The sequence below is a fragment of the Pseudomonas sp. PvP027 genome (assembly GCF_017833005.1).
Taxonomy (GTDB): Bacteria; Pseudomonadota; Gammaproteobacteria; order Pseudomonadales; family Pseudomonadaceae; genus Aquipseudomonas; species Aquipseudomonas congelans.
Genome location: NZ_JAFIBK010000001.1, coordinates 3,724,498 through 3,747,747, shown reverse-complemented (window position 1 = coordinate 3,747,747; position 23,250 = coordinate 3,724,498). Strand labels below are relative to the sequence as shown.

Genomic DNA, 23,250 nt, shown 5'->3' with positions numbered 1-23,250 from the left:
CTAACACCCCCGCGCCCGCCGACGCTAAGTTCAAGCGGGCCGTCCTACAGGTTCAAACTACGAATGAATGCTCTAGCCCGCCGCGCCGCAGGCCTGCTGCTCAGCACAATTTGTCTGCCTTTGACAGCATTGGCTGCTGATCCGCAACCGACTCACGAATTCACCCTCGACAATGGCCTGAAGGTTGTTGTCCGCGAAGACCACCGCGCTCCGGTGGTGGTTTCGCAGATCTGGTACAAGGTTGGCTCCAGCTACGAAACGCCGGGCCAGACCGGTCTGTCCCACGCGCTTGAACACATGATGTTCAAAGGCAGCAGCAAAACCGGACCGGGTGAATCTTCGCTGATTCTGCGCGATCTGGGCGCTGAAGAGAATGCGTTCACCAGCGACGACTACACCGCCTATTACCAGGTGCTGGCGCGTGACCGTCTGAGCGTCGCGCTGGAGCTGGAAGCCGATCGCATGGCGACCCTGAAATTGCCCGCCGACGAGTTCAGCCGCGAGATCGAGGTCATCAAGGAAGAGCGCCGCCTGCGTACCGACGACCAGCCTATGGGCAAGGCGTTCGAGCGCTTCAAGGCGATGGCCTACCCTGCCAGCGGCTATCACACGCCGACCATCGGCTGGATGGCGGACCTGGAGCGCATGAAGGTCGAAGAACTGCGCCACTGGTACGAATCCTGGTATGCGCCGAACAACGCCACACTGGTGGTGGTGGGTGATGTACAGCCGGACGAAGTCAAAGCCCTGGCAGAACGCTTTTTCGGGTCAATCCCGCGCCGCGACGTACCGCCGTCGAAAAAACCACTGGAACTGGCCGAGCCGGGCGAGCGCAAGATCACCCTGCACGTCAAGACCCAGCTGCCGAGCCTTATCTACGGTTTCAACGTACCGAGTGTCGCGACCGCTGAAGATCCTCGCTCGGCGAACGCCCTGCGTCTGATCGCAGCGCTGCTCGACGGTGGTTACAGCGCACGCATTTCCTCGCGCCTGGAACGCGGCGAAGAGCTGGTCTCCGGCGCCTCGTCGCGCTACGACGCGTTCGCTCGCGGCGACAGCCTGTTCATGATCAGCGCCACACCCAACCTGCAAAAGAAGAAGACCCTGGCCGATGTGGAAGCCGGGATCTGGCGCCTGCTCGATGAGCTGAAAACCAAGGCGCCGTCCGCCGAGGAGCTGGATCGTGTCCGCGCCCAGGTGATTGCCGGCGTGGTCTACGAGCGCGACTCGATCACCAGCCAGGCAACCATGATCGGAGAGCTGGAGACCGTCGGTCTGTCCTGGAAGCTGATGGACAATGAACTGGAGGCGCTGCAGAGCGTGACACCGCAAGACATCCAGAAAGCTGCCAACACCTATTTCACCCGTGAGCGCCTCAGCGTTGCGCACGTTCTGCCTGAGGAGAAAGCCAAATGATCACGCGCAATGCTCCACGTCATGCGCTGCTTGGCCTGATCCTGGCCGGTTCGCTCGGTGCCTTTGTCGCACCGCCAGCTCTGGCCGACGACGCCCCTGCCGAGCAGGGCCAGGCCGCTCCCGCGCTGGGCAGCAACCTGCAGACTCTCAAGGAGCTGGACGGCAAGGCTCCGGCCCGCCGCGCCCTGAATATCCAGACCTGGAATACCGCCGAGGGCGCCCGTGTGCTGTTCGTGGAATCCCGCGAATTGCCGATGTTCGACATGCGCCTGACGTTCGCTGCGGGCAGCAGCCAGGACCAGAAATCGCCCGGCATTGCCCTGCTGACCAACGCCATGCTCAACGAGGGCATCAAAGGCAAGGACGTCAACGCGATCGCCCAGGGCTTCGAAGGCCTGGGCGCCGACTTCAGCAACGGATCCTACCGCGACATGGCGGTGGCCTCGTTGCGCAGCCTGAGTGCTGCGGACAAGCGCGAGCCGGCCCTGAAGCTGTTCAGTGAAGTCGTGGGCAAGCCCACCTTCCCTGCCGATTCTCTGGCCCGCATCAAGAACCAGCTGATCGCCAGCTTCGAGACTCAGAAACAGAACCCCGGCGCTATCGCCAGCAAGGAACTGTTCAATCGTCTGTACGGTGATCACCCCTACGCCCACCCGAGCGAAGGCGACGCCAAGAGCGTCAATGCCATTACCCTGGCTCAGCTCAAGGCTTTCCACGCCAAGGGCTATGCGGCGGGCAATGCAGTGATTGCTCTGGTCGGCGACCTGTCGCGAGACGAAGCACAGGCCATCGCGGCTCAGGTATCTGCCTCGCTGCCCAAAGGCCCGGCGCTGGCCAAAGTGGCTGACCCGGTCGAGCCCAAGGCAGGCACCACACACATCGAATTTGCCTCCAACCAGACGCACCTGATGCTCGCGCAGCTGGGTGTTGACCGCAACGATCCGGACTACGCGGCACTCACCGTGGGTAACTCGGTATTGGGCGGCGGCGGCTTCGGCAGCCGGCTGATGACCGAAGTGCGGGAAAAACGCGGCCTGACCTACGGTGTGTCTTCCGGCTTCACCGCCATGCAGGTGGCGGGACCGTTCATGATCGGCCTGCAGACGCGTGCGGAAATGAGCGAAAACACCCTCAAGCTGGTGCAGGACATCGTGCGCGACTTCCTCGCCAATGGTCCGACCCAGAAAGAAGTCGACGATGTGAAGCGCGAACTGACCGGCAGCTTCCCGCTGACCGCAGCCAGCAATTCGGCCATTGTGGGTCAGTTGGGTGCCATCGGCTTCTACAACCTGCCGTTGACCTACCTCGAGGACTACATGGCCGCCGCGCAGAACGTGACCGTCGAGCAGGTGAAAGCAGCTATGAGCAAGCACCTGAGCGCCGACAAGATGGTCATCGTCACCGTGGGTCCGACCGTTGAGCAAAAACCATTGCCAGCGCCGACCGACAAACCCGCCCGCCAACCTGCAGGGGTCCCGGAACACTGATGGCCAATCCACGTCCGAAGGGCCACAACGGCCTGGGTCAGCTTCGTATCATCGGCGGAGAATGGGGCAGCCGCCGCCTGACCTTCCCCGACGCCCCAGGCTTGCGCCCGACACCTGATCGCGTGCGCGAAACCCTGTTCAACTGGCTGGCCCCCTACATCGCAGGCGCCAGGGTGCTGGACGTTTTCACGGGCAGCGGCGCGCTGTATTTCGAAGCCTTGTCGCGTGGCGCCAGCATGGGCCTGGCCCTGGACAGCAACGCGGCAGCCATCGCCAGCCTGCGCCAGAACCTCAATGCACTGAACTGCACCAGCGGCCAGGTCTCCCAGACCGACGCCCTGCGCCATCTGGAAACCGCCACAGCGTCGCCCTTCGACGTCGTGTTCCTCGACCCGCCCTTCCATCAGGGCCTGCTGGCTTCAGCCTGCAACCTGCTGGAAAGCCACGGCTGGCTGGCCGACACCGCCTGGATCTACACCGAAAGCGAAACACCGCCATCGACCACCGGCTTGCCGGGCAGCTGGCGGTTGCACCGCGAGAAAAAGGCCGGCCAGGTCTATTACGCGTTGTGGCAGCGGGGCCAGGGCTGACAGCTCACGTACCAGTGCTCCGCGTTGGCATGCCGTTCTGGACGCTCTGCGTCCTCTTGGCGATGCAGAGCGTCGCGAAAGGCGCTCCCACGCTGGAGCGTGCGGGACGAGACTCTTGTAACTATCGTGCCGATGCTCTGCGTCGGCATGCAGTTCTGGACGCTCAGCGTCCTCTTTTCCATGCAGAGTGTCATGAACACATTCTTCCGGCTCGCGTAACGACGTAACGATCAGTCCCCCTTACATCCCGGACTGCTTAGTGGCAACGTATAGCCCGTCACCCCAGACCTGATCGTTGAGCAAGCACGTGTCCAAACGTCCTACCTTTCTGTCCCATGCCAATCCATTCGTCCCGGCCGTCGGCATGGGCAATCCGCATTTGCAGACGCTTTGGGGGCCGCTGCTGCGCAAGCCGACGCTGCTGGCGCGTACGCGCGAGCGGTTGTGGCTGCAGGACGGGGACTTTCTGGACATGGACTGGCATGGTCCGGATGAGTCCGATAAACCCTTGGTGCTGGTACTGCACGGCCTGACCGGGTCGTCCAACTCGCCCTATGTTGCCGGCCTGCAAAAGGCCATGGCGGCAAAGGGCTGGCCCAGTGTGGCGTTGAACTGGCGCGGCTGCTCGGGAGAACCCAATCTGCTGTCGCGCAGTTATCATTCCGGGGCGAGCGAAGACCTGGCCGAGGTGATCGCTCATTTGCGTTCGCTGCGGCCATTGGCTCCGATTTATGCAGTGGGGTATTCGCTGGGCGGCAATGTGTTGCTCAAGTACCTGGGTGAATCCGGCGCCAGCAGTGATTTGCGGGGGGCGGTGGCGGTGTCCGTGCCGTTTCGTCTGGACGAATGCGCCAACCGTATCGGTCAAGGCTTCTCGCGGGTTTATCAACGGCACTTCATGCGCGCAATGCTGGCTTATATCCGTGACAAGCAGCATCGGTTTCAGCATGAAGGCATCAGCGAGGGGCTGGCCGAGCTTGCCGCGCTGGGCTCATTGGAGAACATGCGCACTTTCTGGGACTTCGATGGCCGGGTGACTGCGCCGCTGCACGGCTTTACCGATGCCACGGATTATTACCGCAGGGCGTCCAGCCGCTACTACCTGGGCCAGATTCAGACGCCGACGCTGATCATCCAGTCCAGCGACGACCCGTTCGTGTTCCCTCACAGCCTGCCCGAACCCAGCGAGCTATCGTCCTGCACCGAATTCGAACTGCACACCAAAGGCGGGCATGTCGGCTTCGTCGAAGGCTCGCTTCGTAATCCGCGTTACTACCTCGAACGTCGCATACCGCTGTGGCTATGCGCCGCCCAGGAGCGCGACGGCCCGCCCACCGGTTGATAACGAATCAATCGGCGCCCGTGGCGATTGCGCGCTCAGGATCGGTGATCCACTCGCTCCACGATCCCGCATATAACGTTGCCAGCGGATAACCTGCCAGGCACAGGGCGAACAGGTTATGGCAGGCGGTGACGCCTGAACCGCAATAGGACACCAGACTCTCCGGCGGGCGGTCCTGCAGCTTTTCAGCGAAACGCTGCCTGAGCTGCTCGGGCGGCAAAAAGCGTCCATCCGCGCCAAGGTTGTCAGTGCAGGCCGCACACTGCGCACCGGGGATATGCCCGGCCACCGGATCCAGAGGCTCTACGTCGCCTCGAAAGCGCGCTTCGGCACGGGCGTCGATCAGGGTCATTTCCGGGCGTCCCAGACGACCCTGCAAGCGACTGCCGCTGAGCACCATGGACATATCCGGCTCACCGCTGAAATGACCGGGTTCACGATTCGGCGCGTCAAGGCTCAACGGCAGCCCCGCAGCGTGCCAGGCCTTCAGGCCGCCATCGAGCAGGTAGACGCCTTCGCGCTTGCCCATCCAGGCCAGCAACCACCAGGCCCGCGCGGCATACATTCCCGGACCATCGTCGTACAGCACCACATCGCTGTCAGGGTTGATGCCCCACGCCTGAAAGCATTGCAGCAAGGCGGCGGGATCGGGCAGTGGATGACGTCCGGTCCTGCCCTTGATCACAGGCCCGCTGAGGTCGCGCTTCAGATCGGCAAAAGACGCGCCCTCGATATGCCCCTGGGCGTAACTGCGTTGACCGTAGTCGGAATCCTCGAGCGCGTAACGGCAATCGAGAATCACCAGGCCTGGAGTTTTCTGGCGTTCAGCCAGTCGCTCGGGGTTGATCAGTTGCGCAATGGACATGACACACTCCTGTGGCAGAGAACCGCCAAGCTGGCTGCTCGTCGGTCCCGGAATTCACATCAGAACCTCGGGCAGCGATGCATGAAACGTTTTGCACAGTGCATCGAACGCTTCGCGAGCCTGAGGCGCGACAAAAACAGATTCGAGCATAAGTACCTGATAGACGCCACGTCGAATAGCCGATTGGTTGATCTCCGTGGCGTTTTCCCGATTGGTGCACAGAAAACGCACCCACGACGTCAGGACGATCCAGGTGTTGAGACTGGTCCATTCGATCTGCGACTCATCCATCTTCAGGATGCCCGCCTTGATGAACCCCCGGTAGATGGTCATCGCCTGCATCAGACAGCGGTAAGAAAAACGCCGATAACGCCTCGCCAGTTCCTCATCCGACGTCAGCAGGTGCTCAAGGTCACGGTGCAGAAAACGGTAGCGCCACATGGCGTCGATAATCGCCAGGAAGTAATCGCGCTTGTCCTCGATGGTGGGTACACGGTCGGCTGGCAGGGTCAGGAAACTGCCGATCAGCACCTCATACTCGGAGAACAGCTCAGCGATGATCGCCTGCTTATTGGCGAAGTGGTAATAAAGATTGCCGGGCGAGATTTCCATGTGCGCAGCGATGTGATTGGTGGTCACGCAACGCTCGCCCTGCTGATTGAACAGTTCCAGACTGGTTTGCACGATTCGTTCACGGGTTTTGGTACGCGGTGCCATGCTGGGCCAGGCCACTCTTTGCTGATCAGGTGATGGCAATCTTAGCGCAGGCTGATACTGCGATGGTGGCAGAATCGTTGCGATGACAGAGTCATGTCGACGCAGGGAGACGGCACAGGACAGATACCCGCACTGATCGAAAATCCGCATGGCGTTCCGCTCATCAATCAATGTCAGTCATACAAAATTTTCATGCACCGACCAGCCAATGTGGCTGCGGTAAATAGCCCCAAAATCAGGGATCTCAGTGCAAACATGGCCGATAATCGGCGCAATACGACGTTTGATAGCTGCCACACAGCTTGGCCCATCGGGAAGGCTGCGATACCATCCGAGTCCCACAACGGACTCCGACCAGGACGACGCGATGAACCGAGTGTTGTACCCAGGCACCTTCGACCCGATTACCAAGGGCCATGGAGATTTGGTCGAGCGCGCATCGCGCCTGTTCGACCAAGTGGTCATTGCGGTTGCTGCCAGCCCGAAGAAAAACCCGCTGTTCCCCCTGGAGCAACGCGTCGAGCTGGCCCGCGAAGTCACCAAGCACTTGCCCAATGTGGAAGTGGTCGGCTTTTCGACCCTGCTGGCGCATTTTGCCAAGGAGCAGAATGCCAACGTCTTTCTGCGCGGACTTCGTGCCGTGTCGGACTTCGAGTACGAGTTTCAGTTGGCCAACATGAATCGCCAGTTGGCACCGGACGTCGAAAGCCTGTTCCTTACGCCCTCGGAGCGCTATTCGTTCATTTCCTCGACGTTAGTGCGTGAAATCGCCGCGTTGGGCGGTGATATCACCAAATTCGTTCACCCGGCCGTTGCCCAGGCGCTGACCGAGCGCTTCAAGCGCTAGACTCGCTGCATGTGAAGGTGCATCCCGAAGACTAATGCGGCACAATTCGCCGCATTGGTTTTAATGTGCCCCGGCGTCGGCTGCGGCAGGAGCAATTCATGTCCCTTATCATCACTGACGATTGCATCAACTGCGACGTCTGCGAACCCGAGTGCCCAAACGAGGCGATTTCACAAGGCGAGGAGATCTATGTGATCAATCCGAACCTGTGCACCGAATGCGTCGGTCACTACGACGAGCCTCAATGTCAGCAGGTTTGCCCGGTCGACTGCATCCCTCTGGATGAAAATCACGTCGAGAGCAAAGAGCAACTGATGGACAAGTACCGGATCATCACCAGCAAGGCCTGATAGCGCCCTTACTGCTGCTTGCCGTACCCGTCACCCGTGCAGCCCAGGCAACGCACGAAGGCTGCCTTGCCTGGATCCACCACCAGCGCCTTGCCCGTTGCCCCAAGGTTGCCGCCTGCCGCCGCAAAAGGCGCAGCGATCACGAACAGTCCCGTACCGATAACAGTGGCCGCTATCAACAAGGGTCGGGCAATCAGCAAGTCACCGATCATGGCAAACGCCGGCGGGTTCTGGATGGTGTAGACCGGATCGCCGCTGCCTGTGGTGACATCGGCGGCAACCGCCGGCAGCGCCTGCAGGCCGATGAACAACGCCAGCGTGGCAGCGAGAATACGAAACGGGCTCATGGCTTGATCCTTCAGGCGTAGCAAATAATTAAGGTGCCATCACTATAAACAGGGCTGTGGGTTAAGCAAATGGCCCAAAGCCCCTGTCATCCGTATTTCAGCGCTGACATTTCGGGCAGTAAACGCTGGCGCGCTGGCCCAGCTTGACTTCACGCAGCGTCGTACCGCACACCTTGCACGGCTGACCGCCACGCCCATACGCAAACAATTCCTGCTGGAAATACCCTGGCTTGCCGTCACCGCCGATGAAGTCACGCAGGGTGGTGCCGCCACGTTCTATAGCGTAGGCCAGAATGCGCTTGATCTCGATGGCCAGCTTCAGATAACGCGCCCGGGACACACCTCCCGCTTCGCGCCGCGGGTCGATGCCGGCTGCGAACAGTGCTTCGGTCGCATAGATATTGCCCACGCCGACCACAACGGCGTTGTCCATGACGAACGGTTTGACCGCGATCGACTTGCCACGCGAGCGCTCGTAGAGACGCTCGCCATTGAACAGATCGGTCAGCGGCTCCGGCCCCAGGCGAATCAACAGTTCGTGATTATGCGGATCAAGGCTCCAGAGCATCGCGCCGAAACGACGCGGGTCGGTGTAACGCAAGGCCAGCCCGGACTCCAGTTCGATATCGACATGCTCGTGTTTGAGCGCCGGAAGCCCGGCTTCGACCAGACGCAGATTCCCGGACATGCCCAGGTGGCTGATCAGGGTGCCCACCTCGGCCTGGATCAACAGGTACTTGGCGCGTCGATCAACCTGCACGATGCGCTGACCGGACAGGCGAATGTCCAGATCCTCGGGAATGGGCCAGCGCAAGCGGCTGTCGCGCACGATCACGCGGCTGACGCGCTGACCTTCAAGATGCGGCGCAATGCCACGGCGGGTGGTTTCGACTTCAGGTAATTCAGGCATGGACAACTCGGTCGTGCAGAAAGGACAGGCCGGGACGGCGCCGGATCAGCGCGCGCCCAGCTCGCGAATGCTTTCCCTCAGGTATTCAAAGTCATATTCGGACAGACCCACGTAGTCCAGCACCAGCGCACCGATGCATTCCCACTCGTGATCCTCGTCCTGACTGCCCAGCACCCGATAGGACTGGCAAATATGCTCAGCCATTTTCAGGGGGGCCAGGAGGTTCTTGAGCGTGGCATTGCGACTGGTATCGTCCTGAAAAATCGCCAATGCGTTGTGATGATTGGCAATCGCGTCGGTAACGTGTGCAGGCAGACGCCAGGATTTGGCCGTGTAGTAGCCGACGACCGAATGGTTGGTGTGGAAGGCGCTGTTTTCGGTATCGACGATGCGGCAATCGGGCCCCGCGTTGGCGTAGGCCTCTTCCAGCACCGGCATGTAATTGGGGAAACGCTTGAGCATCAACGGAATGCCGCAGTCATGGAACAGGCCCAGGGCGTAGGATTCGTCCACCGCCTGCGAGCCGATGCGCTTGGCCAGGGTCAGGCTGGTCATTGCGACATCCTGCGCGGTATCCCAGAAGCGGTTGAGCGCGACGATGGTTTCATCGGTCATCTCGCCCCTGATCGACTGTGCGTTGATCAGGTTGATCACCGTGCGACTGCCCAGCAGAGTCACCGCCTTGTCGATGGAGGCAATCTTGTTGGACAGCCCGTAGTGGGCGGAGTTGACGATCTTCAACAGCGCCCCGGACAACCCGGGATCCTGCGCGATCAATCGCGCAATCGCCCCAAGGTCCGGATCGGGCATGTACTGCTCCATCTGCAGGTCCACCATGATTTGCGGCTGCGGAGGCACACTGATGCCCTGCAACGCTTGCTGGATCTGTTCTGGGCTTAGCTCTTCGGACATAGGATTTTACTCACGGTGATGAGTGGATTCTGCCCCCTTGCGGAGAAACGGTCCATCATCCGAGATGAAGATATTCTCGGAACTTTGCCTGGTACGAAGCTTCGGACTTTGTGTTACCGGCGTGAACGGCGGCCTCAAAACGGCCTGTCAGACGCTACCCCTGAAGCCCGACACTGGAGGATCCCATGTCTAAAGCATTGACTGGCAAACGCATAGCAATTCTTGTAACCGACGGTTTCGAACAGGTTGAATTGACCGGTCCGAAAGAAGCGCTGGAGCAAGCTGGCGCCACCGTGGAAATCCTTTCCGCTGAAGAGGGCAAGGTCAAAGGCTGGAATCACGACAAACCTGCCGATGACTTCAAGATTGATGGCACGTTCAAGGCTGCCAACGCCAGTGACTACCATGGCGTGGTGCTGCCGGGCGGCGTACAGAACTCCGACACCATCCGCATAGACAGCGATGCGCAGAAGATCGTCAAGGACATCGAGGCCTCGGGCAAGCCCGTGGCGGTCATTTGCCATGGCAGCTGGCTGCTGATCTCGGCGGGCCTGGTAAAAGGCAAAACCCTGACCAGCTTCAAGACGCTGAAGGATGATCTGGTCAACGCCGGCGCAAAATGGGTCGATCAGGAAGTCGTCACCGACGGCAAGCTGATCAGCAGCCGCCAGCCCGACGACATCCCTGCCTTCAACAGCAAACTGATCGAAGCACTGTCTGCCTGACAGATTCCGTCGGTTAATTGCAGTCGTCCCGGCCCAGCGCCGGGATGACGCGCTATAATCCCGCTCTTTTTTCAGGAGCGACGTCATGTCCCTGCCTAGCTTGCGCCTCAAAGCCAACGCCGACCGCCGCCTGCGCGCCGGTCATCTGTGGGTCTACAGCAACGAGATCGATGTAGCCGCCACCCCACTGCACGGTTTTGCAGCCGGTGACCAGGCCATCCTCGAAGCTGCGGGCGGCAAGCCGCTGGGCATCGTCGCCATGAGCCCCAACAACCTGATCTGCGCACGCCTGCTGTCACGCGACATCAAGCTGCCGCTCGACAAGTCTCTGCTCGTCCATCGCCTCAACGTCGCGCTGTCGCTGCGTGAACGTCTGTTCGACAAGCCCTTCTACCGTCTGGTCTACGGTGACTCCGACCTGATGCCGGGTCTGGTGGTCGATCGTTTCGGTGACATTCTGGTCGTTCAACTGGCCTCAGCCACGATGGAAAACCACAAGGAAGACATCATCGCGGCGCTGGTTCAGGTCATCAAGCCAAGCGGCATCCTGTTCAAGAACGATTCGGCAGCTCGCGATGCGGAAGGCCTGAATCGTTATGTCGAAACCGTTTTCGGTCTGGTACCGGAATGGGTCGCGCTGGAAGAAAACGGCGTGAAGTTCGAAGCACCGGTCATGGCCGGGCAAAAAACCGGCTGGTTCTATGATCACCGCATGAACCGCGCGCGCATCGCCCCTTACGTCAAAGGCAAGCGTGTGCTCGACCTGTACAGCTACATCGGTGGCTGGGGGATTCAGGCAGCAGCTTTCGGCGCCAGCGACGTCACCTGCGTCGATGCATCGTCCTTCGCCCTTGATGGCGTGGAACGCAACGCAGCCCTGAACGGTTTTGCGGAAAAGATGACCTGCATCGAAGGCGATGTCTTCGAGGCGCTCAAGGAATTGAAAGCCGCAGAAGAGCGTTTCGACGTGATCGTCGCCGACCCGCCTGCGTTCATCAAACGCAAGAAAGACATGAAAAACGGTGAAGGCGCCTACCGCCGCCTGAACGAGCAAGCCATGCGCCTGCTCAGCAAGGACGGCATTCTGGTCAGCGCATCGTGCTCGATGCACCTGCCGGAAGATGACCTGCAGAACATCCTCCTGACCAGCGCCCGTCATCTGGACCGCAACATCCAGCTGCTGGAACGCGGCGGCCAGGGCCCGGACCATCCGGTACACCCGGCGATTGCCGAGACGCGCTACATCAAGAGCATCACCTGCCGGTTACTGCCCAACAGCTGATATCGAAGCGCCCGGCCTCGTCGCGCCTACAAGAGCTCGCCTGTCCTGACTATCGTGCCAATGCGCTGCGTTGGCATGCCCTTCTGAGCGCCCTGCGTGCTCTTGCGACGCGGAGCGTCGCGAAATGCATTCCCACGCGGAGCGTGAGGAACGATAGTTTCGTGACTATCGTGCCAATGCTCTGCGTTGGCACGCCGTTCCGGACGCTCTGCGTCCTCTTGTGACGCAGAGCGTCGCAAAATGCATTCCCTCGCGGAGCGTGAGGAACGAGACTCTTGTAACTATCGTGCCAATGCTCTGCGTTGGCATGCCGTTCCGGACGCTCTGCGTCCTCCCCGTTCAAACCCTGCTCAACACCCCCCGCAGCCCCAGCAACAGCAGAAAGTGCAGCGGATAGATCGCATAGGCCCAGCGCCGCATCGGGATCACGGCGAACCCGGGTTTGGCCCGCAGCAGTGCGATGCCCAGCACAGGCGCCAATACGCAGGCGACTATCGATCCTATGGAAATCAGATCGCCCCAGCTCGCGCCGGCAAACATCTGCGACCAGGCGTTGCCCGCCAGACAAAAGACCGCCGGAAACACCGAATACCAAAGCCGCTTTTCCAGCACCAGCACAAAGACCAGCGGCAGCAGCACACCGGCAAAGCCGAACATCAGGTATTTCTGGAAGATCGCCGTCAGCAGCAGTGCGACAAGGGCCATCACTCGGGTTGTCGGATTGCGATGCTGCCAGCCCTGAGCGATCACCAGCCCCAGCAGCAGGGTCGGCATCACATTCAGCACGCTCGCGTCAGCCATGAACAGCCGATACGGGATCTCCGACAGCCCGGCAAATGCCAGCAACCAGCCCAGATAACGCCATTGCACCTGCGGGGCCACAATGGCTGCGCTGCGCCGGGAAAGATTCACGGCTATTGCCAGGCAGAACCAGGGAAAGGCAAAACGCCCCGGCACGTAAAGAAAATCGACTGACCAGCCCACATAGCGAAGGTGGTCAAGCACCATACTCAACATCGCCAGCCACTTGAGCAGGTCCAGCGCCTTGTTGCGTCCGGGCAGAAAAGGCGGGTTGGAAAGATCCATAGTGCTCCTGAACGAGGAATTGCGTCATGCAGCCAACACATGACCGAACCTTATATTGTCGCTACAGTGCGCACCATAATCGCCCATAAGGAATCGGCCATGACAGACCAAAGCCAACAGTTCGCCAGCGACAACTATTCCGGTATCTGCCCTGAAGCCTGGGCGGCCATGGAACAGGCGAACAAGGGCCATCAACGCGCTTATGGTGACGATCAATGGACTGCACGCGCGTCGGATGATTTCCGCCGACTGTTCGAAACCGACTGCGAAGTATTTTTCGCCTTCAACGGCACGGCGGCCAACTCGCTGGCGCTGTCATCGCTGTGCCAGAGTTACCACAGTGTTATCTGTTCGGAAACGGCTCACGTCGAAACCGATGAGTGCGGTGCGCCGGAGTTTTTCTCCAATGGCTCCAAACTGCTGACCGCACGCAGCGCGGGCGGCAAGCTGACCCCGGAATCGATTCGTGAAGTGGCGCTCAAGCGTCAGGACATTCACTACCCCAAGCCGCGCGTCGTGACCCTGACACAGGCCACCGAGGTGGGCGGTGTCTATCAGCCGGAAGAACTCAAGGCGATCAGCGCGACCTGCAAGGAACTGGGCCTGCATCTGCACATGGACGGTGCCCGCTTCTCCAATGCCTGCGCCTTTCTGGAGGCCTCCCCGGCTGAACTGACCTGGAAGTCCGGCGTTGACGTGTTGTGCTTCGGCGGCACCAAAAACGGCATGGCCGTGGGCGAAGCCATTCTGTTTTTCGACCATGACCTGGCTGAAGACTTCGACTATCGCTGCAAGCAGGCCGGGCAACTGGCGTCGAAAATGCGCTTTCTCTCTGCGCCATGGGTCGGCCTGCTGGAAAACGACGCCTGGCTCAAACACGCCCGCCACGCCAACCGCTGCGCGCAACTGCTGGCCGAACTGGTCAAGGACATTCCTGGCGTGGAGTTGATGTTCCCGGTGCAGGCTAACGGCGTGTTCCTGCAACTGTCGGAGCCGGCCATTGCCGCACTGACCGCCCGGGGCTGGCGTTTCTACACCTTCATCGGCAACGGCGGTGCACGGTTCATGTGCTCGTGGGACACCGAAGAAGAACGCGTGCGTGAACTGGCCGCCGATATCAAGCTGGTGATGCAGGGCTGAGGCGTCTGGATCAAGCTTGCAGGTGCAGCCTGACGAGCGACGGGGTAATCTCCTTCTCAACGGCAACCGGTCCACAAGGCCATCCGGACTTTACCGACCGCCCTCAAGAAGGAGCTTGTCTGCATGTTCGATTTCTCCGCCCGGCTCAAGCAGCATTTCGCTGCCCTGCAGAGTGAAGCGCAATTCTTTTCCGTACGTTACGTGCACCGCACCGGCCAACGCCTGTGCGTGCGCAAGAATGTGGCCGAGCCGCCGTCACTGATCAGCGACGAGGGCGCCATGCTGACCGTGCGCCTGAACGGCGTCGAAGCGTACGCCGCCACCAACGACATCTCCCTGAAGGGTTTGCAGGCTGCCTTGCAGCAAGCCGAAACGCTGGCGCGTCGTCTGGCGCCGCATGCGTTGCTGGACCTGAGCGATCAAGCTGTCTCGAGCGCCAGGGCTGACTACCTGTCGCCGCACATGCACGACGCCTTTCCACCGCTCAGCGACTGCATCGGCCTGTTGATGGCCGAGTCCAGCGCGGTGCCGACAGACGAACGCCTGGTCAACTGGCAGGCCATACTGGACCTGGAAACCGTTGAGCAAATCTACCTGAACAGTGCGGGCGCGGAATTGCGTCAGGCGCAGCGCTTTGTGTTTCCCGGCATGAGCGTGACGGCCTACGACGGTCGCGACAGCCAGACGCGCACGCTGGGCGGGCATAACTTTGGCCAACAGGGTGGCATCGAAGTGCTGAGCAGCTGCGGTCTGATCGGCTCTGCCGCCAATGTCGCCGACGAAGCCTTGCAGTTGATCCTCGCCCCCAACACACCATCAGGCCCACGCGACCTGCTGCTGATGCCCGATCAGATGGTCCTGCAGATTCACGAGTCGATCGGCCATCCTCTGGAGCTGGACCGGATTCTCGGTGACGAGCGCAATTACGCAGGCACCAGTTTCGTCAAAACGACTGACTTCGGCACCCTGCAATACGGCTCCAGCCTGCTGAATGTGACGTTCGACCCGGAAATTCCCGAGCAACTGGCCAGCTACGCGCACGATGACGATGGTACGTCAGCCAGCAAACAGTTCCTGATTCGTGACGGCTTGCTACAGCGCCCGCTCGGTGGTGCACTGTCGCAATACCGCAGCGGCCTGGAGGGCGTCGCCAACAGTCGCGCGTGCAGCTGGAACCGTGCGCCCATCGACCGTATGGCCAACCTGAACATCGAACCGGGCGATCAGTCGCTGGACAGTCTGATCGGCAACATCGAGCACGGCATCCTGATGTCGAGCAATCGCTCCTGGTCCATCGACGATGCACGCAACAAATTCCAGTTCGGCTGCGAATGGGGCCAGTTGATCGAGAACGGTGAGCTCAAGGGCGTGGTGAAGAACCCCAATTACCGGGCGATCTCCGCGCAATTCTGGAAAAACCTCAGCGCCGTGGGTGATGCCAGTACCTTCAAGGTCCTGGGCACGCCGAACTGCGGCAAGGGTGAGCCCAACCAGGCTATCCGTGTAGGTCATGCCTCTCCGGCGTGCGTATTTGCCAATGTCGATGTGTTTGGAGGAGATGCCTGATGTCGCACCAACAGCAGTTCGAGGCGCTGGTCGCCGTGCTCAAGGCTGCCATCAGCCCAGCGGAACACTTCACTCTGGCCTACGACGCCGAGGCGTCTGACTTCATCCGGTTCAACCACGGCCAGGTTCGACAGGCCGGGAGCGTCCAGCAGGTCATTGCGACGTTCAAACTGATCGATGACGGACGGCATGCCAATCTGGAGCTGACCTTGTCCGGCGACGCCGGGACCGACCAGCAGCGCCTTGTCGACGCCCTGCAACAACTGCGCGAAACACTGCCGTCGCTGGCCAGGGATCCCTATCTGTTGCCGAACACCAACGCCTGGCAAAGCAATAACGTTCAAGACCTGCCGCTGCCGGACAGCGCTCAGGTCGTCGAGCAGATCAGCGAGCTGGCAGGCGATCTGGACCTGGTAGGTTTTTATGCTGCAGGCCCGCTTTACCGGGGCTTCGCCAGTTCATGGGGTGCGCTGGGCTGGCATCAGGCCAACAGCTTCAATTTCGACTGGAGCCTGTTTCACGAAAACGGCCAGGCAGTGAAAGCCAACTACGCGGGTCACGACTGGAGCAACGAAGCCTTCGTGCAGCGTTTTCAGCAGGCCCGCGAACAGCTGGAATTTCTCGGCCGCCCGCTGCATGCGCTCAAGCCCGGTCAATACCGCGCGTACCTGGCGCCAGCGGCTCTGGACGAAGTCATCGGCATGCTCACCTGGGGCGGATTTTCCGCGCAGGCACTGGCCAGTAAACGCAGCCCGCTGCAAAGGCTGTATGACGGCGAGACGCTTTTCAGCCCGCTGGTCAACTTCGACGAGCAAGTCAGCGGTTCACTCTCGCCGGCGTTTTCACGCGAAGGCTATCCCCGCAAGGACCTGAAACTGATCGTCAACGGGCAAGCCCGCGATCGACTGGTGGATTCGAGCAGCGCAGCCGAATACGACCTGCCTGCCAACGGCGCGGATGATGGCGAAGGCCCGAGCGCGTTGAGCATTGCCGGCGGCTCGCTGGAGCTGGATCAGATCCTCGCCAGGCTCGGCACCGGTCTTTACATCAGCAACCTGTGGTACCTGAACTTCTCCGACCGCGCCGCTGCGCGCCTTACCGGAATGACACGTTTCGCAACGTTCTGGGTCGAAGAGGGCAAGATCGTCGCGCCGGTGAGCACCATGCGCTTCGATGACAGCGCCTACAGCCTGCTGGGCAGCGCACTGGAGGACCTGACCAAAGAGAGGGAACTGATTCTCCAATCGAGCACCTACAGTCAGCGCCAGACCGGTTCAATCCAGTTGCCTGGCGCATTGATCAGCCGACTCACCCTCACGCTATAGCAGGAGCCTATGCAGAACTCAGCAGCGCCGATCATGGACGAAAAGACCCTGCGCTGGATGCCCTGGGTCATCGCCATCGCATTCTTCATGCAAAGCCTGGACGGTACGATTCTCAATACCGCCCTGCCGTCCATGGCCCGCTCACTGGCAGAAGACCCTCTGCGGATGCAGTCGGTGGTCATCGCCTACATGCTGACCATTGCGCTGCTGATCCCGGCTTCGGGCTGGATTGCCGACCGGTTCGGAATCAAGCGCATCTTCTTCAGCGCCATCCTGCTGTTCAGCTTCGGGTCATTGCTGTGCGCGCTGTCGTGGTCACTGAACGTGCTGGTGGCCGCGCGGGTGATTCAAGGGCTGGGAGGCGCGCTGATGCTGCCCATCGGGCGCCTGATCGTATTGCGCGCCTATCCGCGATCGGAGCTGGTGCGAATCATGGGTTTTATCACCGTGCCGGGCCTTTTGGGTCCGTTGCTGGGCCCAACGCTTGGCGGCTGGATGGTCGAGTACCTGAGCTGGCACTGGATTTTCCTGATCAACATTCCGGTCGGCATCCTCGGTTGCTACGCCGTCAAACACTTCATCCCTGATCTTCCGGGAGGCGGCCGAACGCGGTTTGACGGCGTCGGCTTCATCCTGTTCGGCGCGGCGATGGTGCTGATCACCATTGCCCTGGAGGGTCTGGGCGAACTGCACTTGCCGCACATGCGCGTGGTGCTGCTGCTGTTTGCCGGCATGGGCTGCCTGGCGGCGTACTGGCTGCGTGCCGGGCATATCGAATCGCCGTTGTTTGCGCCTTCACTGTTCCGTACCCGGACGTTTGCCGTCGGCATTATGGGCAACCTGTTCGCGCGCCTGGGCAGTGGTGCCCTGCCGTTCCTGGTGCCGTTGCTGCTGCAAGTGGCGCTGGGGTATTCGCCGTCTCAGGCAGGCATGAGCATGCTGCCGCTGGCAGCCGCTGGCATGTTCGCCAAGACTGTCGCCCGCTGGCTGATCGAGCGGCTGGGCTATCGCATGATCCTGACCGGCAACACGCTGCTGTTGGGCATCCTGCTGGCCAGCCTGGCGCTGGTGGATGTGCAAACCCCATACTGGGTGTTGCTGGTGCATCTGGGACTGCTCGGTGCCGTCAATTCCTTGCAGTTCACGGCCATGAATACGGTCACACTGATCGATCTGGACGACGCCAGCGCAGCGAGTGGCAACAGCCTGCTCTCGGTGGTGGCGCAACTGTCGCTGAGTCTGGGCGTGGCAAGCGCAGCAGCCTTGCTGGGTGGTTTCAGCGAAGAAGTGGCCACCGGCGAGGTCAGCAGTATGCTGGGGGCATTCCAGCTGACGTTCCTGAGTGTCGGGGTGCTTGCCATGTTTGCAGCAGGTATTTTCCTGCAATTGCCAGCAAAGGAGCCCCGGATGGCCAAAGCCTGATTGACAACGGACCGTGACTGGAGCAAATCTGCAAAGCGAATTCCCCTGGAAAACGGGGGTTTTGCCCGAAAAATCAACGAATTTGAGTATCCGACCAGATACATTGAAGAACCTGGACAATCGGCCGACACTTTTATAGCACTAAGCCACTGTGGTGCTCTTGTAAGCACGGGCCGCATGATGCAACCTTGCCATACGCGAAAGTGGGTTTTATCCCTGTCGCGACTAGTATTCCGGAAGCGAGTTTGTTCATGAAAAGCCAAACCGATGCTGCCGGTAGATCCGCAGCCGAGGTAGTGACGCAATTGCCAGTGCCTTCGCGCTTGGGGATGCTGCGTTTCGAGCGGCTGAATGAAGCCAATTGGGCGCTATTGTTTCTCGATCCGAACTGCGAAAAACAGCTCGGTCTGCCCGCCGTTGACCTTTGCGCCTTGATTGGATCCCCTTATGCCAGCCTCATGGAGCCGGAAGCACGTTATCAACTGCATGATGACATCCAGCAGCAACTGGCCTCTTCCCCGAATTACCTGATCCGCTACACCCTTCACAGCCCCAAAGGCCCCCTTGGCCTGCTGGAAATCGGCGAAGCCTACAAACAGCACAACCGCCATCTGTTACGTGGTTATTTTCTGATCGTCGAAGGCCTTGTCACGAGCGGCGAACCGGTCACGGACTCCGATCTGGAAACCCGCAACCTGCGACTGCAGATCGCCCTGGAACTCAACCAGCGCGCCCAGCGCGACCAGTTTGCCCACCTGGAGCGCGTGCGCGCCCAGCAGGATCTGATCCTGCGCCTGACCCGACATCGCTACACCACGGCCAATACCCTGCTTGAAGCGGCAGAGCTGATCACCAAAAGCGCCTGTGATATCTACGATGTCGATCATGTCAGTATCTGGAACCTCAACGACAAGCGCCTGGAGCCAATCACCGACTACAGCCGTGAAACCGGCGATTATCAGTCACGCACGCCGGTGGATATCAGCCCCTACCCCACCTACCTGCAAGCGCTGAATACCAGCAGGGCGATTGACGCCAGCAATATCCAGACCGACCCGCGCACCTGCGAAATGGCCAAAAGCCTGAACCCTGGAGAAACCAAGGCGGTTCTCGATGCCAGTATCCGTATCGATGGGCAGGTAATCGGTGTGTTGTGTCTGGAAGAGTCGGGCTCGACGCGCGAATGGCAGTCCGACGAGATCGCCTTCGCTGGCGAGCTGGCCGATCAGTTTGCCCAGGTCATCAACAACCATAATCGGCGGGCTGCGACCAACGCGCTGCACCTGTTCCAGCGCGCGGTCGAACAGAGCGCCAACGCGTTTCTGCTGGTCAACTGCAACGGCGTGGTCGAGTACGTTAACCCGAGTTTCACGGCAATCACCCAGTACAGCTCGGAGGAAGTCTCCGGGCACAAACTGTCGGAATTGCCCGCGCTGGAAAACCTCAACCAGTTGCTGCTGGAAGCCAACTCCAGCCTGACCAACAGCAACAGTTGGCAGGGCGAGTTCAAAAGCCGCCGCAAGAACCTCGAACCCTACTGGGGCCAGCTGTCGATTTCCAAGGTGTATGGCGATAATCGTGAGCTCACGCACTATATCGGCATCTACGAAGACATCACTCAGAGCAAGCTGGCCCAGCAGCGCATCGAGCGCCTGGCGTACACCGACAACCTGACCAACCTGGGCAACCGTCCGGCCTTTATCCGCAATCTGGACGAACGCTTTGCCCGCGACACCGATACGCCGATGAGCCTGTTGCTGGTCGACATCGATAATTTCAAGCGCATCAACGACAGCCTCGGCCACCAGACCGGTGACAAGCTGCTGATCAGTCTGGCGCGCCGTCTGCGCAACACGCTGAGCCCGTCCGACGTACTGGCGCGCTTTGCCAGTAACGAATTTGCCGTGCTGATCGACAACACCGACCAGGAAGCCGGACAGGCCACCGCCACCCAGGTGCTGGCCACGCTGGACAAGCCGATGTTCGTCGACAATCAGCTGATCAGCGTCACCGGCTCGGTCGGTCTCGCCTGCGCGCCGCTGCACGGTCGTGACCCGCAGACCCTGATGAAAAACGCCGGTCTGGCCCTGCACAAGGCCAAAGCCAATGGCAAACATCAGGTTCAGGTGTTCACCGAAGCATTGAATGCCGAGGCCAGTTACAAGCTGTTCGTGGAAAACAACTTGCGCCGCGCGCTGACCCAGAACGAGCTGGAGGTGTTCTATCAGCCCAAGCTGTGCCTGCTGACCGGCCGCCTGCTGGGCATGGAGGCGCTGCTGCGCTGGAACCATCCTGAAAAAGGCATGATCCGACCGGACCAGTTCATCAGCGTGGCCGAAGAGACCGGCCTGATCATCCCCATCGGTAAATGGGTCGCACGTCAGTCCTGCCGCATGAGCAAGGACCTGACCGCCGCCGGGTTCGGCAACTTGCAGGTGGCCATCAACGTCTCGCCCAAGCAGTTCTCCGACCCGGAACTGGTGTCGTCGATTGCCGCTATCCTCAAAGAGGAAGAGCTTGACCCCTCGCTGCTGGAACTGGAGCTGACCGAAGGCCTGCTGCTGGAAGCTACAGAAGACACCCGCCAGCAACTCGACTCGTTGAAGAAACTCGGTCTGTCGCTGGCCATGGATGACTTCGGTACCGGTTACTCGTCGTTCAGTTACCTGAAGAAATTCCCCATCGATGTAATCAAGATCGATCGCAGCTTCATCCGCGATATTCCGGATGACGAAGACGACATGGAAATCACTTCTGCGGTTATCGCGATGGCTCACAACCTCAAGCTCAAAGTAGTGGCCGAAGGCATTGAAACCGCAGCTCAGCTGACCTTCCTGCGGCGCCATCGCTGCGATGTCGGCCAGGGCTATCTGTTCGACAGGCCTATCCCCGGCGAAGAACTGATCGAGAAACTGAAGCGCTACCCTCGTCGCCCATCCGCCTGACAACCTTCCCTGCACCCCGCTCTCTCGGGCACACTGTAAGCCTGTTATTACACGGCAGCTCTTGTTTAGGCGTGTAACGGGACCCATGTATTCGTATTGATCATCCGTCCTGGCCCCCGCTGCCGTCTCCACACGAGAGGATATGGTTCATGACTTTGCGCTCGGAAATTCTAGTGAATAAAAACGTACTGCCTACCGCCGAACAAGCACTGCCGGGTCGTGAAACACCTATGGCGCTTCCGGAAACCCACTTCGTCAACGGCAATCCGCTATTGGGGCCGTTTTCGAGCAACGTCGAATTCGCCATCTTCGGCATGGGTTGCTTCTGGGGCGCAGAACGCCGTCTGTGGCAACAGGACGGTGTGGTGAGCACTGTCGCCGGCTACGCAGGCGGATTTACCCCGAACCCGACCTACGAAGAGGTCTGCTCCGGGCTGACCGGCCACACCGAAGTGGTGCTGGTGGTCTACGAGCCGGCAAAAATCAGTTATGAAGCGCTGCTCAAGGTGTTCTGGGAAGTGCACAACCCGACTCAAGGCATGCGTCAGGGCAACGACATCGGCACTCAGTATCGCTCGGTGATCTACTGCACCACTCCCGAACAGCTCGACGCCGCCAAAGCCAGTGCCGAAACGTTCCAGGCGGAACTGAACAAAGCCGGTAAGGGCAGCATCACTACTGAAATCGAGGAGGCACCGACGGTTTACTTTGCCGAAGCCTACCACCAGCAATACCTGGCCAAGAACCCACAGGGCTACTGCGGGCTGGGCGGCACGGGTGTGTGCATGCCGGCTTGATTCGCGCCTGGCGGCCCGATAATGCTCGTTCCCACGCTCCGCGTGGGAATGCAGTTCTGGACGCTCTGCGTCCGCCCCTGACCGCGCAACACGGCCCGGAGGCCTGCAAGCTTACTCGGCAATCAACCAGTCCATCTTCCAGCCGCCCTGGGTCTGGCCCAGTTTCTGGGCGAGGTACGGCATCAGCTCACGCAGTTCTTCTTCCAGACCCCATGGCGGGTTGGCGATCGCCAGGCCTGAACCGTTGAGGCTGGCCGGGGTGTCCAGCGGGTGGACGAACAGCTCGACGCGCAGCAGCTTGGGCGCACCGGTTTCCGCCAGGTCCTGATAGAAGCGGCGCAGCAGGCGGGTATCCTTGATCGGGTACCAGATCGCCGCCACTGTCTGACGCATGCGCCCGATGGCTTCCTTGAGCGCAACCGCGCAACGCTTCATTTCATCGAGTTGCTCGAATGGCGGGTCGATGAGCATCACAGCACGCTTTTCAGCCACGGGCAGCAAGGCACGCGGGACATGCCAGCCCTCCCCCAGATGCACCGCCACGCGGCGGTCGCCCTTCATGTTTTCCTTGAGCAGACGCCCGTCTTCGGGGTGCTTCTCGTTGAGCAGCACACGCTCGCGCTCGCGGGTCAGGCGGCGAGCCAGTTCCGGCGAGCCAGGGTAATAGCGCAGCTCGCCATCCGGGTTCATGTCGTGCAGCACTTGCAGATAGTCGGACGCCAGCGCAGGCAGGTCGGTGGCGTTCCACAGACGGCCGATACCTTCCAGCCATTCTCCGGTGCGTGTGGCCTGATCACCTTTCAGGTCGTAGAGGCCGAGCCCGGCGTGGGTGTCGAGATAGGCGAACGGCTGCTCCTTGCGCGCCATGAGGGCGATCAGGCGAGTCAGGGTGAGGTGTTTGAACACGTCGGCGTGGTTGCCGGCATGGTAGGCGTGACGGTAATTCATGGCAGCTCCTGGCAAGCTGCGCAGTTTAGCAAACCTGAGCAATGAACAAGAATTTGTAACGAATTTGCGGGACTCGTCCCTTTCGCTTGAAGGAAATTTCCGAGAAACTCCCCGCCCCTTGTGCCTGCCTGTTTCGATCTCTACTCTGCGCCCGTCGCTGCATATTCAGCGGTGAGGATTAGTAGCCCTCGTTATCCAGGCGCATTGCGCCACCTTGTGCAGGTGCCCTTT

Annotated in this window: 21 protein-coding genes; 14 read left to right on the top strand and 7 right to left on the bottom strand. The window is 60.4% G+C overall.

Features of this window, described 5'->3' with window-relative positions:
- The first annotated feature begins 63 nt into the window (after window positions 1–63).
- The 4 genes from JOE33_RS15975 (at window position 64) to JOE33_RS15960 (ending at window position 4,835) form a co-directional block, all read left to right on the top strand.
- Window positions 64–1,416, top strand: coding sequence for a pitrilysin family protein (locus tag JOE33_RS15975; protein WP_122528862.1), 1,353 nt, complete (start codon window positions 64–66; stop codon window positions 1,414–1,416).
- Window positions 1,413–2,903 carry a pitrilysin family protein gene (locus JOE33_RS15970; protein ID WP_187625319.1) on the top strand — a complete coding sequence of 497 codons (1,491 nt, stop codon included), beginning with the start codon at window positions 1,413–1,415 and terminating at the stop codon, window positions 2,901–2,903. Before JOE33_RS15975 ends, JOE33_RS15970 begins: the two co-directional genes overlap by 4 nt.
- Complete coding sequence (rsmD, locus tag JOE33_RS15965; RefSeq protein ID WP_003316320.1) at window positions 2,903–3,493, top strand: 16S rRNA (guanine(966)-N(2))-methyltransferase RsmD; 591 nt, start codon at window positions 2,903–2,905, stop codon at window positions 3,491–3,493. The genes JOE33_RS15970 and rsmD overlap by 1 nt, the downstream gene beginning before the upstream one ends.
- 307 nt (window positions 3,494–3,800) lie before the next feature.
- On the top strand, window positions 3,801–4,835 hold the full coding sequence (locus JOE33_RS15960; RefSeq protein ID WP_187625318.1) for a hydrolase: 1,035 nt from the start codon (window positions 3,801–3,803) through the stop codon (window positions 4,833–4,835).
- Window positions 4,836–4,842: 7 nt separating this feature from the next.
- Here the strand turns inward: JOE33_RS15960 and JOE33_RS15955 are convergent, their stop codons facing one another.
- Window positions 4,843–5,700 carry a sulfurtransferase gene (locus JOE33_RS15955; protein WP_187625317.1) on the bottom strand — a complete coding sequence of 286 codons (858 nt, stop codon included), beginning with the start codon at window positions 5,698–5,700 and terminating at the stop codon, window positions 4,843–4,845.
- 54 nt (window positions 5,701–5,754) lie between these two features.
- Window positions 5,755–6,417, bottom strand: coding sequence for a TetR/AcrR family transcriptional regulator (locus tag JOE33_RS15950; protein WP_054992473.1), 663 nt, complete (start codon window positions 6,415–6,417; stop codon window positions 5,755–5,757).
- Between the two features lie 367 nt (window positions 6,418–6,784).
- Here JOE33_RS15950 and coaD point away from each other — a divergent pair, with 367 nt between their 5' ends.
- Both coaD and JOE33_RS15940 read left to right on the top strand, forming a co-directional pair.
- The gene (gene coaD, locus JOE33_RS15945; RefSeq protein WP_003348749.1) at window positions 6,785–7,264 is read left to right on the top strand and encodes a pantetheine-phosphate adenylyltransferase; all 480 of its coding nucleotides are present in this window, start codon (window positions 6,785–6,787) and stop codon (window positions 7,262–7,264) included.
- A 98-nt stretch (window positions 7,265–7,362) separates the two neighbouring features.
- Window positions 7,363–7,614, top strand: a complete 252-nt coding sequence (locus tag JOE33_RS15940) for a YfhL family 4Fe-4S dicluster ferredoxin (RefSeq protein ID WP_003316325.1) — start codon at window positions 7,363–7,365, stop codon at window positions 7,612–7,614.
- 8 nt (window positions 7,615–7,622) lie between these two features.
- Here JOE33_RS15940 and JOE33_RS15935 read toward each other — a convergent pair whose 3' ends face one another.
- The 3 genes from JOE33_RS15935 to JOE33_RS15925 all read right to left on the bottom strand — a co-directional run bounded on the left by JOE33_RS15935 (window position 7,623) and on the right by JOE33_RS15925 (window position 9,729).
- Window positions 7,623–7,961, bottom strand: coding sequence for a hypothetical protein (locus JOE33_RS15935; RefSeq protein ID WP_003411945.1), 339 nt, complete (start codon window positions 7,959–7,961; stop codon window positions 7,623–7,625).
- Window positions 7,962–8,058: 97 nt separating this feature from the next.
- A complete protein-coding gene (gene mutM, locus JOE33_RS15930) occupies window positions 8,059–8,871 on the bottom strand; it encodes a bifunctional DNA-formamidopyrimidine glycosylase/DNA-(apurinic or apyrimidinic site) lyase (RefSeq protein WP_010434763.1) in 813 nt (270 codons plus the stop codon).
- Between the two features lie 45 nt (window positions 8,872–8,916).
- Complete coding sequence (locus JOE33_RS15925; RefSeq protein ID WP_186005908.1) at window positions 8,917–9,729, bottom strand: HDOD domain-containing protein; 813 nt, start codon at window positions 9,727–9,729, stop codon at window positions 8,917–8,919.
- A 239-nt stretch (window positions 9,730–9,968) separates the two neighbouring features.
- On the opposite strand from JOE33_RS15925, the gene JOE33_RS15920 reads away from it, so the two are divergent.
- Window positions 9,969–10,508: a type 1 glutamine amidotransferase domain-containing protein gene (locus JOE33_RS15920; protein WP_032612331.1), complete on the top strand. Its 540-nt coding sequence runs from the start codon at window positions 9,969–9,971 to the stop codon at window positions 10,506–10,508.
- 85 nt (window positions 10,509–10,593) lie between these two features.
- The gene (locus tag JOE33_RS15915) at window positions 10,594–11,790 is read left to right on the top strand and encodes a class I SAM-dependent rRNA methyltransferase (protein WP_032612333.1); all 1,197 of its coding nucleotides are present in this window, start codon (window positions 10,594–10,596) and stop codon (window positions 11,788–11,790) included.
- A gap of 339 nt (window positions 11,791–12,129) precedes the next feature.
- On the opposite strand, the gene JOE33_RS15910 is transcribed toward JOE33_RS15915, so the two are convergent.
- Window positions 12,130–12,876: a TraX family protein gene (locus JOE33_RS15910; RefSeq protein ID WP_096125686.1), complete on the bottom strand. Its 747-nt coding sequence runs from the start codon at window positions 12,874–12,876 to the stop codon at window positions 12,130–12,132.
- 99 nt (window positions 12,877–12,975) lie between these two features.
- Here JOE33_RS15910 and JOE33_RS15905 point away from each other — a divergent pair, with 99 nt between their 5' ends.
- From JOE33_RS15905 to msrA, 6 genes are all read left to right on the top strand, one after another.
- A complete protein-coding gene (locus tag JOE33_RS15905; RefSeq protein WP_003432507.1) occupies window positions 12,976–14,016 on the top strand; it encodes a low specificity L-threonine aldolase in 1,041 nt (346 codons plus the stop codon).
- Window positions 14,017–14,139: 123 nt separating this feature from the next.
- Window positions 14,140–15,582 (top strand): TldD/PmbA family protein, encoded by a 1,443-nt coding sequence (locus tag JOE33_RS15900; RefSeq protein WP_096140534.1) that lies wholly within the window; start codon window positions 14,140–14,142, stop codon window positions 15,580–15,582.
- Complete coding sequence (locus tag JOE33_RS15895; RefSeq protein ID WP_187625316.1) at window positions 15,582–16,907, top strand: metallopeptidase TldD-related protein; 1,326 nt, start codon at window positions 15,582–15,584, stop codon at window positions 16,905–16,907. The genes JOE33_RS15900 and JOE33_RS15895 overlap by 1 nt, the downstream gene beginning before the upstream one ends.
- 9 nt (window positions 16,908–16,916) lie before the next feature.
- On the top strand, window positions 16,917–18,329 hold the full coding sequence (mdtD, locus tag JOE33_RS15890) for a multidrug transporter subunit MdtD (RefSeq protein ID WP_010430123.1): 1,413 nt from the start codon (window positions 16,917–16,919) through the stop codon (window positions 18,327–18,329).
- Window positions 18,330–18,580: 251 nt separating this feature from the next.
- A complete protein-coding gene (locus JOE33_RS15885; protein ID WP_032612341.1) occupies window positions 18,581–21,274 on the top strand; it encodes a GGDEF and EAL domain-containing protein in 2,694 nt (897 codons plus the stop codon).
- A 149-nt stretch (window positions 21,275–21,423) separates the two neighbouring features.
- Complete coding sequence (msrA, locus tag JOE33_RS15880) at window positions 21,424–22,071, top strand: peptide-methionine (S)-S-oxide reductase MsrA (RefSeq protein ID WP_096140532.1); 648 nt, start codon at window positions 21,424–21,426, stop codon at window positions 22,069–22,071.
- Between the two features lie 111 nt (window positions 22,072–22,182).
- Here the strand turns inward: msrA and rlmJ are convergent, their stop codons facing one another.
- Window positions 22,183–23,019 (bottom strand): 23S rRNA (adenine(2030)-N(6))-methyltransferase RlmJ, encoded by an 837-nt coding sequence (gene rlmJ / locus JOE33_RS15875; protein ID WP_003432503.1) that lies wholly within the window; start codon window positions 23,017–23,019, stop codon window positions 22,183–22,185.
- Window positions 23,020–23,250 lie beyond the last annotated feature (231 nt).

Excerpts from the sequence above, each read along its gene's own strand:
- coaD (WP_003348749.1), top strand. The coding sequence starts at position 6,785 with ATGAACCGAGTGTTGTACCCAGGCACCTTCGACCCGATTACCAAGGGC.
- JOE33_RS15915 (WP_032612333.1), top strand. The coding sequence starts at position 10,594 with ATGTCCCTGCCTAGCTTGCGCCTCAAAGCCAACGCCGACCGCCGCCTG.
- rlmJ (WP_003432503.1), bottom strand. The coding sequence starts at position 23,019 with ATGAATTACCGTCACGCCTACCATGCCGGCAACCACGCCGACGTGTTC.
- mutM (WP_010434763.1), bottom strand. The coding sequence starts at position 8,871 with ATGCCTGAATTACCTGAAGTCGAAACCACCCGCCGTGGCATTGCGCCG.
- JOE33_RS15950 (WP_054992473.1), bottom strand. The coding sequence starts at position 6,417 with ATGGCACCGCGTACCAAAACCCGTGAACGAATCGTGCAAACCAGTCTG.
- msrA (WP_096140532.1), top strand. The coding sequence starts at position 21,424 with ATGACTTTGCGCTCGGAAATTCTAGTGAATAAAAACGTACTGCCTACC.
- JOE33_RS15900 (WP_096140534.1), top strand. The coding sequence starts at position 14,140 with ATGTTCGATTTCTCCGCCCGGCTCAAGCAGCATTTCGCTGCCCTGCAG.
- JOE33_RS15975 (WP_122528862.1), top strand. The coding sequence starts at position 64 with ATGAATGCTCTAGCCCGCCGCGCCGCAGGCCTGCTGCTCAGCACAATT.
- JOE33_RS15920 (WP_032612331.1), top strand. The coding sequence starts at position 9,969 with ATGTCTAAAGCATTGACTGGCAAACGCATAGCAATTCTTGTAACCGAC.
- JOE33_RS15955 (WP_187625317.1), bottom strand. The coding sequence starts at position 5,700 with ATGTCCATTGCGCAACTGATCAACCCCGAGCGACTGGCTGAACGCCAG.
- JOE33_RS15885 (WP_032612341.1), top strand. The coding sequence starts at position 18,581 with ATGAAAAGCCAAACCGATGCTGCCGGTAGATCCGCAGCCGAGGTAGTG.
- rsmD (WP_003316320.1), top strand. The coding sequence starts at position 2,903 with ATGGCCAATCCACGTCCGAAGGGCCACAACGGCCTGGGTCAGCTTCGT.
- JOE33_RS15935 (WP_003411945.1), bottom strand. The coding sequence starts at position 7,961 with ATGAGCCCGTTTCGTATTCTCGCTGCCACGCTGGCGTTGTTCATCGGC.
- JOE33_RS15940 (WP_003316325.1), top strand. The coding sequence starts at position 7,363 with ATGTCCCTTATCATCACTGACGATTGCATCAACTGCGACGTCTGCGAA.
- JOE33_RS15905 (WP_003432507.1), top strand. The coding sequence starts at position 12,976 with ATGACAGACCAAAGCCAACAGTTCGCCAGCGACAACTATTCCGGTATC.
- JOE33_RS15910 (WP_096125686.1), bottom strand. The coding sequence starts at position 12,876 with ATGGATCTTTCCAACCCGCCTTTTCTGCCCGGACGCAACAAGGCGCTG.
- JOE33_RS15970 (WP_187625319.1), top strand. The coding sequence starts at position 1,413 with ATGATCACGCGCAATGCTCCACGTCATGCGCTGCTTGGCCTGATCCTG.
- JOE33_RS15895 (WP_187625316.1), top strand. The coding sequence starts at position 15,582 with ATGTCGCACCAACAGCAGTTCGAGGCGCTGGTCGCCGTGCTCAAGGCT.
- mdtD (WP_010430123.1), top strand. The coding sequence starts at position 16,917 with ATGCAGAACTCAGCAGCGCCGATCATGGACGAAAAGACCCTGCGCTGG.